6 protein-coding genes are annotated in these 13,891 nt (G+C 74.4%); 1 reads left to right on the forward strand and 5 read right to left on the reverse strand.

What is annotated here, in order from left to right:
• Positions 1-42 precede the first annotated feature (42 nt).
• Entirely contained in the window at positions 43-3,852 is a 3,810-nt protein-coding gene (locus Sdagh_RS13565) for a multifunctional oxoglutarate decarboxylase/oxoglutarate dehydrogenase thiamine pyrophosphate-binding subunit/dihydrolipoyllysine-residue succinyltransferase subunit (RefSeq protein WP_190077694.1), read from the forward strand.
• A gap of 108 nt (positions 3,853-3,960) precedes the next feature.
• On the opposite strand, the gene fxsT is transcribed toward Sdagh_RS13565, so the two are convergent.
• The 5 genes from fxsT to Sdagh_RS13590 form a co-directional block, all read right to left on the reverse strand.
• Entirely contained in the window at positions 3,961-7,002 is a 3,042-nt protein-coding gene (fxsT, locus tag Sdagh_RS13570; RefSeq protein ID WP_189415066.1) for an FxSxx-COOH system tetratricopeptide repeat protein, read from the reverse strand.
• A gap of 135 nt (positions 7,003-7,137) precedes the next feature.
• Positions 7,138-8,589 (reverse strand): aKG-HExxH-type peptide beta-hydroxylase, encoded by a 1,452-nt coding sequence (locus Sdagh_RS13575; RefSeq protein ID WP_226535101.1) that lies wholly within the window; start codon positions 8,587-8,589, stop codon positions 7,138-7,140.
• On the reverse strand, positions 8,589-9,959 hold the full coding sequence (locus Sdagh_RS13580) for an FxsB family cyclophane-forming radical SAM/SPASM peptide maturase (protein WP_229879852.1): 1,371 nt from the start codon (positions 9,957-9,959) through the stop codon (positions 8,589-8,591). Before Sdagh_RS13580 ends, Sdagh_RS13575 begins: the two co-directional genes overlap by 1 nt.
• 193 nt (positions 9,960-10,152) lie before the next feature.
• On the reverse strand, positions 10,153-10,344 hold the full coding sequence (gene fxsA / locus Sdagh_RS13585) for an FxSxx-COOH cyclophane-containing RiPP peptide (protein WP_190077695.1): 192 nt from the start codon (positions 10,342-10,344) through the stop codon (positions 10,153-10,155).
• A 112-nt stretch (positions 10,345-10,456) separates the two neighbouring features.
• On the reverse strand, positions 10,457-13,888 hold the full coding sequence (locus Sdagh_RS13590) for an SAV_2336 N-terminal domain-related protein (RefSeq protein ID WP_190077696.1): 3,432 nt from the start codon (positions 13,886-13,888) through the stop codon (positions 10,457-10,459).
• Between the last annotated feature and the right edge of the window lie 3 nt (positions 13,889-13,891).

Consider the following 13,891-nt stretch of genomic DNA (forward strand, 5'->3'; position numbering starts at 1 on the left):
GCTGTCCATCACCTTGTGAAGCGGAAGAGGGCGGTTGCCGCCGTGTCGCCACAGTCCCCCAGTAACTCGAGCATCTCGACCGACACCGACCAAGCGGGGAAGAACCCCGCAGCGGCCTTCGGTGCCAATGAGTGGCTCGTAGACGAGATCTATCAGCAGTACCTCCAGGACCCGAATTCGGTCGACCGCGCCTGGTGGGACTTCTTCGCCGACTACAAGCCGGGGGCCGCCGCCCAGGCCGCGTCGGGCACCACGGCCGCGGGGGCCGCGGAGACCGCCGCACCGGCTCCCCAGGCCGCCCAGGCACCCGCCCAGGCCCCGGCTCCGGCCGCCCCGGCACAGCCCGCCCAGGCCCCGGCGCCCGCCGCTCAGCCGGCCGCCGCGCGGCCCGCCGCCCAGGCCGCTCCCGCCGCCCCGCCGCAGGCGAAGCCGGCCCCGGCCAAGGCCGCCCCCGCCAAGGCACAGCCCGCCACGGAGGCCGCCGAGGGTCCCGAGCTGGTCACCCTGCGCGGTCCGGCCGCCGCGGTGGCGAAGAACATGGACGCCTCGCTGGAGATGCCCACGGCCACGTCCGTGCGCGCCGTCCCGGTGAAGCTGCTGTTCGACAACCGCATCGTCATCAACAACCACCTCAAGCGCGCCCGCGGCGGGAAGATCTCCTTCACGCACCTCATCGGGTACGCGATGGTGCAGGCCATCAAGGCCATGCCGTCGATGAACTGGTCCTTCCAGGTCAAGGACGGCAAGCCCACCCTGGCCAAGCCGGAGCACGTCAACCTCGGTCTCGCCATCGACCTGGTCAAGCCCAACGGCGACCGCCAGCTCGTCGTCGCGGCGATCAAGAAGGCCGAGACGCTGAACTTCTTCGAGTTCTGGCAGGCCTACGAGGACATCGTCCGCCGCGCCCGCGAGAACAAGCTGACGATGGCCGACTTCACCGGCGTCACGGTCTCCCTGACCAACCCCGGCGGCCTCGGCACCGTCCACTCGGTCCCGCGCCTGATGCCCGGCCAGTCGGTCATCATGGGCGTCGGCGCGATGGACTACCCGGCGGAGTTCCAGGGCACCAGCCAGGACACCCTGAACAAGCTCGGCATCTCCAAGGTCATGACGCTCACGTCGACCTACGACCACCGGGTCATCCAGGGCGCCGCGTCCGGCGAGTTCCTCCGCCAGGTCGCCAACCTCCTCCTCGGCGAGAACGACTTCTACGACGAGATCTTCGAGGCGCTGCGCATCCCCTACGAGCCGGTCCGCTGGCTCAAGGACATCGACGCGTCCCACGACGACGACGTCACCAAGGCCGCCCGGGTCTTCGAGCTGATCCACTCCTACCGGGTCCGCGGCCACGTCATGGCCGACACCGACCCGCTGGAGTACCAGCAGCGCAAGCACCCCGACCTGGACATCACCGAGCACGGCCTCACGCTCTGGGACCTGGAGCGCGAGTTCGCCGTCGGCGGTTTCGCCGGCAAGTCCATGATGAAGCTGCGCGACATCCTCGGCGTGCTCCGCGACTCGTACTGCCGCACCACCGGCATCGAGTTCATGCACATCCAGGACCCCAAGCAGCGCAAGTGGATCCAGGACCGGGTGGAGCGCGGCCACGCCAAGCCCGAGCGCGAGGAGCAGCTCCGCATCCTGCGCCGTCTGAACGCGGCGGAGGCCTTCGAGACCTTCCTCCAGACCAAGTACGTCGGCCAGAAGCGCTTCAGCCTGGAGGGCGGCGAGTCCGTCATCCCGCTGCTCGACGCGGTCCTGGACTCGGCGGCGGAGTCCCGCCTGGACGAGGTCGTCGTCGGCATGGCCCACCGCGGCCGGCTCAACGTGCTCGCCAACATCGTCGGCAAGTCGTACGCGCAAATCTTCCGCGAGTTCGAGGGCAACCTCGACCCGAAGTCGATGCACGGCTCCGGTGACGTGAAGTACCACCTGGGCGCCGAGGGCACCTTCACCGGCCTCGACGGGGAGCAGATCAAGGTCAGCCTCTGCGCCAACCCCTCCCACCTGGAGACCGTCGACCCGGTCCTGGAGGGCGTCGCCCGCGCCAAGCAGGACATCATCAACAAGGGCGGCACGGACTTCACGGTGCTGCCGGTGGCGATCCACGGCGACGCGGCCTTCGCGGGCCAGGGCGTGGTGGCCGAGACCCTGAACATGTCGCAGCTGCGCGGCTACCGCACCGGCGGCACGGTCCACATCGTCATCAACAACCAGGTCGGCTTCACCGCGGCCCCCGAGTCCTCGCGCTCCTCGATGTACGCCACCGACGTGGCCCGCATGATCGAGGCCCCGATCTTCCACGTGAACGGCGACGACCCGGAGGCCGTGGTCCGCGTCGCCCGGCTCGCCTTCGAGTTCCGCCAGGCGTTCAACAAGGACGTGGTGATCGACCTCATCTGCTACCGCCGCCGCGGGCACAACGAGTCGGACAACCCGGCCTTCACCCAGCCGCTGATGTACGACCTGATCGACAAGAAGCGCTCGGTGCGCAAGCTGTACACCGAGTCCCTGATCGGCCGGGGCGACATCACCCTGGAGGAGGCCGAGCAGGCGCTCCAGGACTACCAGGGCCAGCTGGAGAAGGTCTTCACCGAGGTCCGCGAGGCCACCTCGCAGCCCGCCGCCGTGCCCCCCACCGACCCGCAGGCCGAGTTCCCGGTCGCCGTGAACACGGCGGTCACCGGCGAGGTCGTCAAGCGGATCGCCGAGTCCCAGGTCAACATCCCCGACCACGTCACCGTCCACCCGCGGCTGCTCCCGCAGCTCCAGCGCCGGGCGGCCATGGTCGAGGACGGCACCATCGACTGGGGCATGGGCGAGACCCTCGCCATCGGCTCCCTCCTCCTGGAGGGCGTCCCGGTCCGCCTGGCCGGCCAGGACTCGCAGCGCGGCACCTTCGGCCAGCGGCACGCGGTCATCATCGACCGCGCCAAGGGCGACGAGTACACCCCGCTGCAGTACCTCTCCGAGGACCAGGCGCGGCTGAACGTCTACAACTCCCTGCTCTCCGAGTACGCGGCGATGGGCTTCGAGTACGGCTACTCGCTGGCCCGCCCCGACGCGCTGGTGATGTGGGAGGCGCAGTTCGGCGACTTCGTCAACGGCGCGCAGACGATCGTGGACGAGTACATCTCGGCGGCCGAGCAGAAGTGGAACCAGACCTCCGGTGTGGTCCTGCTCCTCCCGCACGGCTACGAGGGCCAGGGCCCGGACCACTCCTCGGCCCGCGTCGAGCGCTTCCTCCAGCTGTGCGCGCAGAACAACATGACGGTCGCCATGCCGACCTCCCCGGCGAACTACTTCCACCTCCTGCGGTGGCAGGTGCACAACCCGCACCACAAGCCGCTGGTCGTCTTCACCCCGAAGTCGATGCTGCGCCTGAAGGCGGCGGCGTCGAAGGCGGAGGAGTTCACCACCGGCCAGTTCCGCCCGGTCATCGGCGACGCGACGGTCGAGGCCGCCGCGGTGAAGAAGGTCGTCTTCTGCACCGGCAAGGTCTACTACGACCTGGCCGCCGAGCGCACCAAGCGCGGGGTGACGGACACGGCCATCATCCGGCTGGAGCGCCTGTACCCGCTGCCGGGCGCGGAGCTCCAGGCGGAGATCGCCAAGTACCCGAACGCCGAGAAGTACCTGTGGGCCCAGGAGGAGCCGGCGAACCAGGGTGCGTGGCCGTTCATCGCGCTCAACCTGATCGACCACCTGGACCTGGCGGTCGGCGCGGACATCCCGGCGGGCGAGCGCCTGCGCCGCATCTCGCGTCCGCACAGCTCCTCCCCGGCGGTCGGTTCCGCGAAGCGGCACCAGGCGGAGCAGGAGCAGCTGGTGCGCGAGGTGTTCGAGGCGTGAGCCGCTGACCGTCCCTGACCCCGGCTGAACGCCGGGGGCGCGCGTGCCGAGGGCCCGGCGTCCGGAGAGATCCGGACGCCGGGCCCTTTCGTCGCCGGTGGGGGGCGGTCAGGTCGACTGGGGTTCGAAGTCCCAGTACGGCCGGTTGCGGGCCCGGGCCGAGACCGTGTGGGAGTGCTTGCTGCCCAGGGTGGCGTCGAGGTCCGACAGCGCCTCCTGCTCGACCTTCTCGGCCTGCCGGCGGTCGCGCAGTCCCCGCAGGTCCGCCGCGTGGGCGACCCGGGTGGAGAGGGTGAGCGGGTGGGTGCGTCCGAGCCAGTCGATGGCCCGCGTCACCGTCTGCCCGCTCAGTTCGGCCGCGCCCTCGACATCGCCCATGAGGTTGCGCAGCGCCGAGGCGTTCAGCGCGACCCCGAGGGTCCAGGGGTGGCTCTCGCCCACCGCCTCGGCCATCTCGGCCAGCGCCTGCTCGACGAGGGCGTGGCTGTGCTCGCGCTCACCGACGTTGCGCAGGATGAGGGCGTGGTTGGCGCGGGCGCCCGCGAGGAACGGGTGGCCGTCCGCGTGCAGCACCTCGTAGCGGGCGACGATCGCCTCGCTCAGCTCGCGGGCCAGGTCGATGTCGCCGTGCTCCCGCGCGTAGCAGCTCTGGGCGGTGGCGAAGACCAGGGTGTCCGGGTGGGTCTCGCCGAGCACGCGCTCGCCCCGCTCCAGGACGCTCGCGAACAGGGCGGCGGGTTCCTGGGGGCCGTCACCGCGGTCCCGCCCGCGGTCGCGCTCGCCCATGCGGTACCGGCACAGGGCGAGGTTGTACTCGCCCTTGAGGGTGCGGGGGTGGTCACGCCCCAGGGCGAGACGGGACTCGTGGACGTTCTTGCTCTGGATGGACTCGGCCTCCGCGTACCGGCCGAGCAGGCGCAGGTCGATGGCGTACGAGATCTCGGAGTGGATCGTGTACGGGTGCCGGGCGCGCAGGAACTGGCGGCGTGCCTCCATGGCCTGCTTGTCGACGTCCAGGGCCTCCCGGTACCAGCCGAGCAGGCGCAGCGAGACGGCGACGTTGTTCAGCGCGCTGAGCGTGCGGGAGTCCTGCTCGCCGAGGAGTTCGCGGTAGGAGCCCAGGACCCACTGCGAGATGTGCTGCGCCTCGTCGTACCGGCCGAGGCCCCGCAGGTCGCCGGCGAGTCCGGCGGCCGCCCGGAGGTGTTCGAGGTCCTGGTGGCCGCGTTCCTCGCGCAGGTGGTCGACGGCCGCCCGGCTGAGCGCCTCGCTGCGGACGTAGTCGCCGCCGCCGCGCAGCAGGTTGGTGTAGTGGTAGGTCAGTTCCCAGATCCGGGGGTGGCTCGCGCCGAGCAGCTCGCGCCACGCCTTCAGGGCCCGCTCGGCCAGCTTGATGCCGGAGCGGTACTCGCCCGAGACGTACATGTAGCGCAGGCAGTTGAAGACCAGCCGCTGCACCTGCGGGTCCCGGCTCCCCAGCACGTCGGCGTGTTTCAGGTGCGGGGCGATCTCCGCGTAGCCGGGCCACAGGTCGGGCTCGGTGGGGCGGCGCGGGTCGGCGGCGGCGAGGGCGCGGCGGACGACGTCGACGAACTCCTGCCGGTCGGCGTCCGGCATGTCCTTGTGGACGATCTGGTGCACCATGCGGTGCAGGTAGAGGGACTCGCCCGAGGACGCCGGCTCGTCGCCCGCGATCTCGTGGGACTCCAGCCGTACGACGGAGTAGGTACGCAGCTGGTTGATCGCCCTGTTCCACAGCAGCGGGTCGTTGAACAGCCGTACGAGCTGTTCCGGCAGCTCGTCGCTGGGCACGTCCCGCAGCAGCCGCACGGGAATGAAGCCGGGGGCGAAGAAGGTGCACAGCCGCAGCAGGTCGACCGATTCCGGGACGGTGTCGCGGAGCTTGTTCAGCAGTATCGACCAGGCGGTCTGGAAGGCGAGGGGGAAGTCCGCCGAGACCTTGACCACATGGCTGTCGACGCCCTCGTCCAGCAGGTCGATGTATTCCGCCACCGACATGTCCGAGTCGTTGAGCCACCCGGCCGTCTGGTCCAGCAGCAGCGGGAGGTGTTCCAGGGCCTCCGCGAGCTGCTCCGCCTCGGGTTCGGTCAGCCGCGGTGCCCGGCGGCGGATGAAGGCGACCGACTCGTCGCGGGCGTAGACGGGGACCTCCAGGAGCCGGCTGTTGTGCTCGCTCCACTCGGGGTTGCGGGAGGTGATGATCACGTGGCCGGGGCCGCTGGGGACCATGTCCCAGATCTGGTCCGGTTCGTCCGCGCCGTCCAGAATCAGCAGCCATCGCGAGTACGGCTCGCCGCGGCGCAGGGAGTCGCGGACGGCGCGCAGCCGTTCGCCGTACTCCTGGCCCGTCTGGAGGCCCAGTTTCGGGGCCAGTTCCGCCAGTTGGCGGCGGTAGGTGACGCGGCTCTCGGCGTTGACCCACCAGACGACGTCGTACTCGGAGCCGAACCGGTGCGCGTACTCGGCGGCGAACTGGGTCTTGCCGACGCCGGACATGCCGTGCAGGGTCAGGACGCCGGTGCCCGGCTCGGAGTTCAGCAGCAGGTTGTACGCGTCGTTGAACAGCGGCTCGCGGCCGGTGAAACGGGTGTTGCGGCGCGGTACGGCACCCCACACGTCGGGCATGGACGCCGGGAAGCGCGGCCCGCGCCGGCCGCCCGCCGCGGGCTCGGCCAGCGGCTCGTACGGCAGGTCGAGCCGGTCCAGGAGCCGGCGCTCGGCCTCCTCCGCGCCCATGTTGGTCAGTCCGACCGGCGCGAGCACCGCCGCTGCCGCCGGGACCGCGGCCGTCGTCACCGAGACGGCCGCGAACCGGGCCGGGTCGGGGCCGACGACCTCGCGCAGGGCCTCGTTCCACTCCTCGTGGGTGCGCGGGCCGAGCTGGAAGTACCAGTCGCTGACGACGATGAGGATGCGGCCCTCGGCGAGCTTGAGGTCGTTGAGCAGGTCCACCAGGGGGACGTCGGCCGGCGACTCCCACCGCAGGTGGACCACGCGCAGCCCGCGCCGCTCCAGCCGGTCCCCGATCCAGGCAGCCCATGCCCGGTTGAAGCCGGCGAAGTGGATCGTCACGGTCTGCTTCGCGGCCCCCTTCCCGGTCGGCTCGACCGGCTTACGAGCTCCAGACATGCAACGGCCTCCAGCGCGCGTAGTACCACGAAATCCTAGGACCTGGGTGCCTCGTGCGTAAGCCCGTCGGGCCACGCGAAGGACACACCTCGGCCGGACGATCTTCCCGTAACCGGGTGGCGCGCGCAGGCGTCCTCACTCATTCGGCAGCGGGAGTGCGGGAGCGTGCCGCCGGGTCCACAGGGCGCGCGCCGATGCCACGTACGCCTGCGCACGGGCCGTGTGGTCCCGGGGCGCGGGATGATCGGCCATGCGCTGGTAGGTGGCGGCCATCTCGTCGACGAAGAGGCGGCCGGGCGGCGTGAGGTCGGGCGAGCCGACGAGGGCGGGCAGGGCGGCGCCGACCTGGGCGTGGTAGCGGGCGTGCTGTGACCAGGCCCAGGCGCGTTCCGGCGGCCGGCCGAGCAGGGCGCGGCGCTGGTGGAAGGCGGCCAGCGCGAGGTGGGAGTAGGTGCCCTGGAGCAGGCCGTCGTAGGGGCGGGGGTCGGGGCGCCAGGGGGCGAAGTAGCGGGGCTCGGGGCCGGCCCGGTGCAGGGTCACCAGGTCGCCGAGGGCGGCGAGTTTGGCGTGCTGGAGTTCGTGGACGAGGGTCGCGGCGAAGGTCACGGGGTCGGGGGGCGTACTGCTGAGCAGCGCGCCGAACGCCTCGCGGCGGGTGGCGCTGCAACTGCCCCGGCCGGTGCCGGCCTCGGGTGGCATCTTCAGGGGGACCAGGCAGCGCAGCAGGGCGGCGGCCTCGGTGAGGCGGTGCGCGCCGCCGGAGCGCAGGGCTACGGCCGTGCCGTGCCAGCCCTGGAGCCAGCGTTTGCGCTCCGCGTCGTCCAGGGTGGCCACGCCGCTGAGGCTGCCCCGGTGGCTGCTGTAGGGAGGCTCGCGGTAGGGGTCGAGGTCGTCCAGGGGCACGGGCGCCGCGGCGGGGAGCAGCGCGGGGAGGGTGTGCGCCGGCGTCCACGCGGGGGCGCCCGACCAGGCGCCGGTGCCGTTCGCCAGGTGGACGCGGACATCGGGCGCGTCATGCTGACGGATCGTCAGGACACCGTCCCGGTGGGACACGTCGACCGGTACGTCGCCGGGGTCCGCGGTGTGCAGGGCGCCGAGGGACGGGAGGGTGAGGACGCCGGCGCGGGCGGTCAGCCGGGTGGCGAAGGGCAGGCCGGCCACGGCGGCGGCGACGGCGGCCACGGCGCTGAAGTGGGCGAGGTCGCGGTGCAGGGTCCGGGTCCGGGCGGGGTCGTCGGCCTCGGCGCCGGGGCCGCCGTCCAGGCCGCGCAGGCAGGAGCGGGCCCAGGGGCCGGTGAGGGGGTGGAAGAGGCGGGCGCGGGCGGGTGATCCCGCCGGGCCGGCCTCCCCCGCCCCCGGGGACGCCGCCCGGTCCGCCTCCGCCAGCAGCGCCCAGTCGTCCCGCAGCCGCGCCTTGCGGCCCGCGTCGCACACCGCCGGGCCGGCGGCCTCGGCCGCGTCCAGCACGGCGCGCAGCACCAGCAGCCGCCGGGTGTCCTGGTCGCGGACGAGGAGGTCCAGGGCGTCCGGGCCGCCCTCGGTACGGGCGAGGCCGGTCAGGACCCGGTCCGGAACCGTCGGGAACATCACGGAGCGCTCCCTTCGCGCGGGGACGGGAGGGGCGAGAGGGGCGGTACGGATGACAGCGGCGGTACCGAGGGGGCGGACGGAACCCGCTGGATGGGCGGGACAGGCGGGACAGGCGGCCCGGAGGGGCCTGACGGAACCGGCGAGACCGGCGGGAGCGGCGAGACCGGCGGGAGAGCCGCCGGTGGTGCGCCGGTGCCCGGCAGGTGGCCGGCCAGGCGCCCCGCCGCATGCCGGATGAACCGCTGGAGGTCCGCGCAGTACACGGACGGGTTCCGGAAGCCGTGGCCGGCGCGGTAGCGGTGGGCGTAGTGCCCGCCGCCGCAGACCCGCAGCAGCGGGCAGGCCCGGCACTGCGCGGCGAGGGCGTCCGCGCCGGACTGCCGGGCCGCCACGCCGGGGTGGCGCAGCGCCTCGTCGAAGGAGTGGCGGAAGACGTCGAGGCCGGTGGCCGCGGCGCCCGGGTAGGCCGACTTGAGGGAGTCGACCTGCTCGATCGACCCGTCGGTCTCCACCACGACCGCGTCGAACGGCGCGAGACCCAGCGCCTCACCGGCGGCCGGCCGGCCCAGCAGCAGCGCCACCGCGCTCTCGAAGAGGCGCACCCGGGTCTCCCGGCGGCCGGCCGCCCACCACCGGTCGAAGACGGCGCAGAGCCAGTCGCCGTAGCGGGCCCCGGTCCCGCCGGTCAGCCCCGGCGGCGGCGCGGTCCAGTTGCCGTGCGGCAGGAGCAGGTCGAGCGCGGGCGGGCGCAGGGCCAGCAGGGACTCGTACGTCTCGACCGGGTCGAGCGCGGGGTCGACGACGGTCAGGACACCCGCGTACGCGTCCGGGAAGCGTTCGGCGGCCAGCAGGGCGCCCCGGGACGCCGCGGGCCAGGACGGGCGGCCCGCGTGGTCCACGCGCCGCCGGTTGTGCGCGGCCGTGCCCCCGTCGAGGCTGACGCCGACGCGGACGCCGGCGTCGGCGAGGACGCGCAGGCGGTCCTCGGTGAGCAGCGTGCCGTTGGTCTGCACGACGGCGTGCACGGCGCAGCCGGCGGGGACGCGCTCGCGCACCCGGGCGGTGAAACGGGCGAGGGTGCCGGCGCCCGCCAGCAGGGGTTCGCCGCCGTGCAGCACCAGGGCGAGGGCGCCGAGGGCGTGCGCGCGGGCGTGCTCGGCGATCCGGGCGGCGGTGCGGTCCAGGACGTCGGCGGAGGCGCCGGCGGGACGGGTGCGCCAGCCGCTGTCGGGGCCCTCGTACAGGTAGCAGTAGGTGCAGGCGAGGTTGCAGCGGCCGTGCGTCTTGACGATGAACTGACGGAAGGGGACGGCCGTGGGCCGGTGGGAGGGGACGGTCGTGGGCCGGTGGGAGGGGTCGGCCGCGATCCGGCGGGTGGGGTCGGCTTCTCTCGACACTGCCGCACCCACCCCCACGATGCCGTTCGCCCCCGCGCCACGGCCCTTGCCGTAGGAAACGACATTCCCGGCGCGGCACCCGGCCGAAACTCGATGCGATCGAAGTGGTCCGCGGACGACCGAAGTTGTCCTGATAGGCACGCGTGCGGCGCGGCGACGGGGTTCAGAACGAGTTGTCGAACCCCCACATCATGTCGCTCGGCTCCGCCGCCCGGGCCCGCAGGTCCTGGAGCACCTCCCGGAGCACCGGGTGCTCGATCGTGCCCAGCTCCGCCAGGTCGAGCCCCAGCAGATCCGGCAGCGGTTCGGCCGCCGCCGGCCCGTACGTCGCGCCGGTGTCGCTCGTCGCGCCCATGCCCCGTCCCCTTCCCCTCCGTGAATCCGTCGTGGCGGCCCGATCCGTGAACCGTCCACCGGCCGGCCCCATGTACCCGTCCGTGTCCCGCTCGGTCGCTCCCGCTCGGTCCTCACTCCAGCTCGGCCAGCCGCTGTGCCGTCTGCCGGGCCGTCGGCTCGCCCGTGCCCAGGCGGTCCTGCGGCAGCCGGGCCCACTGGGCGCGGGCGGCCCGGTATGCCTCCCGGGCCGCCCGGGGGCGGGCCGCCGCCTCGAAGGACATACCCCGCCAGTGGTGCGCCTGCGCGGCCAGTTCCACGGCTTCCTGGCGGCGGCGTTCCGTTTCGGCCTCCTGCTCGGCGCGTCCGGCGGACTCCGCGGCGGCGCGGAACGCGTCGACCGCCACGTCCAGCCGGGTCGCCCGGCCCAGGTTCTGGTACGCCTCGAACTGGGCCTGCCCCAGCTCCAGCCGGCAGCGCGCCGCGAGCAGCGGATCGTCCGCGTCCGCCGCCGCGAGCCCGAGGAGGTGCTCGGCCTCGCGCAGGTCCACCCGGTCCCCGCGCACCTGGTAGCGGCGCATGAGCGCCCGCCCGAGAAGCAGCAGCCTGCGGGCCGCGGACCGGCTGCCCGACGGGGTCTCCATCCGGCAGTCCCGCAGCACCCGGATGGCCCGGGAGAGCCGGTCGCGGGCCCGCTCGCCGCTCTCCAGCGCGGCCAGCCGCAGCAGCACCTCGCCCCACTCGGCCAGCACATCGGCGTGCGCCGGCGCGTCCCGGGGCATCCACTGCGCCGCCTGCGCGAACCAGTCCGCCGCCGAGCGCAGCTCCGCCGGTTCCCCGGACTCGCCGTAACAGGCCACGGCGATCCGCCCGGCCCGCACCAGCAGCCCCGCCCGCTGCCCCTGCTCCCGTACGACGCCGAGCGCCTCGTCGGTGCGGGAGCGGGCCTCGTCCAGCGGGCCGCCGGCCAGCAGCAGCGCGTCCACCAGGTCGGTCAGGGTCCGCACCCGGGCCCGCTCGGTCAGCGTCCGTGCCCGGGTCCGCTCGGTCAGCGTCCGCGCCCGGGTCCGGACGGTCTCGGTGGTGCCGGGGGCGGCGTCGCCCTCCAGCGCCCGGCCGAGCGAACGCGCCGCCTGTTCGGCGTAGAGGCGGCGCTGCGGCGGGTCGGTGGTGACCTCGGCCAGGCGCAGCAGGGCGCGGCCGTGGGCGAGGGGCAGTTCGGGCGGGTGGTCGCCCCGGTCGGGCCAGGCGTCGGCGAACGCCTCCAGCATGCCGACGGCGCCTTGCAGCAGGGCGCGGTCGCCACCGAGGCGCCACTGGGTCTCCAGGGCGCCGACCCGTTCCAGGGTGAGCCGCAGCGCCTCCCGTTCGTCCAGGCCGGGGGCGGCACAGGCGACGGCGTACTCGCGGTCGGCGCGGCGCAGCAGGTCCAGGGCGCCGGGCCGGTCGCCGCGCCGCCGGGCGTCGGTGGCGGCGGCGTGCAGCACCCGGGCGAGGACGGCGCGTTCGCGCAGCGCGTGCGGGTGCGCGGCGGCACGTTCGGCGGCCTCCTCGGCCTCGGCGAGCAGCGCGGCGCCGCCCTGCACCTCCCACAGCCGCAGCGCGCAGTGCGCGTACTCCGCCCACAGCCCGGGGTCGGGGTCGGCCGGGCCCTCGTGTCCGGTGGCGCCGCGCAGCAGCTGCACCGCGTCGATGAGGTCCTGCACCATGCCCTCGTCGTCGAACCGGGCGAGCAGGTCGCGGGCCCGGCCGACAGCCTGGTGCGGGGTCCGCCCCGCGGACCGCGCGGCGGCTCCGGCGGACGTCGTCCGGCCGCCGTCGTAGAGGGCGAACTGTTCGGGCAGCGGCATGAACCGCTCCAGGACGCGGGCCGCGATCTCGGCGAAGGGCTGCGGGACCCGGGCGGCCCCGCGGTCGCCGCCGCCGCCGTCGCCGTTGTCCGCGGTGTCGGGCGCGTACCGGGTGCTGGTGACGTGGGAGCGGCCGGCGCCGCCGGGGTCGCCGTCGCCGAGCTGGGCGAGGGCGAGGGCGGGGAAGTTGGGGCCGCCCTTGCCGAAGCGCTGCTCTATGTACTCCGAGCAGTGCTTGAGGACGAGCATGGCCTCGTCGCGGCCGAGACGGGAGAGCAGGGCGTCGCGGACGTCGGGCTCGATCTCGTACCAGAGGGCGCCGTCCGTGCCGTGCTCCGGGCCTGCCCGGGTGAGCAGGCCGCTGACCAGGACCTCCGCCAGTTCGGAGGGGCCGGAGTCGGGGAGCATGGTGCGCTGCACCAACTGCATCACCGGCAGGCAGAGCGGGGCCGCCGCGAGGTAGACGGCGAGCCGTCCGGCGACCGGGGAGGCGGCGGAGTTGAACCGGCTGACCCGCTGGTACGGGGTCCGCTGCCGGCCGGCGCGGGCCGCCGGGCCGGGCGGCTGGTCGGCGCGCACCCAGCCCACGGCGCCGGGCACCGGACCGGCGCCGGCCCCGGACAGCAGCCGGGCCCAGGCGCCGAGGGCGATGGGCTCGGGCGGCAGCACGGGGACGGGCAGGGCACCCCGGCGGGCCGGGGCGGGCCGGCCGCCGGGGACCCGGACGCGCAGGGCGGCGGCGCCGCTCAGGGTGGCGCCGCGGGACAGCTCGCCGAAGGTCACGGGCAGCCGGGTGCGGTTCCACAGCCGCTGCGGCAGCGGCTGGAGGACGGCGACGGGACCCTGCCGGGAGAGCTGGTGGAGCAGCCGGTGGGCGTGGCCGCTGTGCCAGAGGGGGCCCGCGCAGTCGCTGACGACCAGGACGATCCGGCGGCCGGTCGGGTCGCTGAGCCGGTCCGCGGAGTGCAGCGGCGCGGCCTGGGCGTCCGGGCTGCGGCTGACCGCCGCGCCGCCGTCCGGGCCCTGGTGGAGATGGCTGACCTCGATGTCCGAGAAGGCGCCCAACTGGCCGAATATCTGCTCCAGTTCGCCGAACAGCCGGTCCCACACCCGCATCGATGAGGAGGCGTCCAGGACCAGGTGCAGCCGGGCGTCGCGCCGGGTCACGGACCGGTGCACGGGCAGGATCAGCCCGCCCGCCTGGGCGCTGCGCTCGACCGTCGCGACCTCGTCCAGCTCGCTGCGCCGGGGCGGGGCGGGGCTGCGGTAGCCCTGCAACGGGCGCAGGGCGCGCTGGAGTTCGAGGGGTGAGGGCAGTACGGGGGCGGCGGGTACGCCCACCGTGAGGGCGCGGGCCCGGCCCGTGCCGCCGGACGCCCCGGTGTGCGGCACGGGGTAGAGGGCCACGCGCCGGCCGGCCTCGTCGGCGTACGGCTCGGGCGGTGCCCCGGGCGGGCGGGGAGTGCCGTCCGGGGACGGCGGCGGGGGCGCGAGGCGGGGCGGGACGGGCGGCGGCACGACACGGCCGCCCGGCGCGGAGTCCTCGTCCGGGTCGTGGGCGGGGCGGGCCCAGCGGGCCAGCCAGAGGGCGTCGCGGAGCTGCTCGGCGTCCGGGTCGAGGCCCACCGCCCGCAGCCGCAGCACGAGTTCGGCGAGGGGGTCGGTCTCCGGGGGCCCGGCGGCACCGGGGCCGTGACGCGCCGCTCGGTCGGGCATCAG

This window comes from Streptomyces daghestanicus, assembly GCF_020521275.1.
Classification (GTDB): Bacteria; Actinomycetota; Actinomycetes; order Streptomycetales; family Streptomycetaceae; genus Streptomyces; species Streptomyces griseoviridis.

What these genes read in the sequence shown, in the direction of transcription:
- fxsT (WP_189415066.1), bottom strand. Translation starts at nt 7,002, where the DNA reads ATGTCTGGAGCTCGTAAGCCGGTCGAGCCGACCGGGAAGGGGGCCGCG.
- Sdagh_RS13575 (WP_226535101.1), bottom strand. Translation starts at nt 8,589, where the DNA reads ATGTTCCCGACGGTTCCGGACCGGGTCCTGACCGGCCTCGCCCGTACC.
- fxsA (WP_190077695.1), bottom strand. Translation starts at nt 10,344, where the DNA reads ATGGGCGCGACGAGCGACACCGGCGCGACGTACGGGCCGGCGGCGGCC.
- Sdagh_RS13590 (WP_190077696.1), bottom strand. Translation starts at nt 13,888, where the DNA reads ATGCCCGACCGAGCGGCGCGTCACGGCCCCGGTGCCGCCGGGCCCCCG.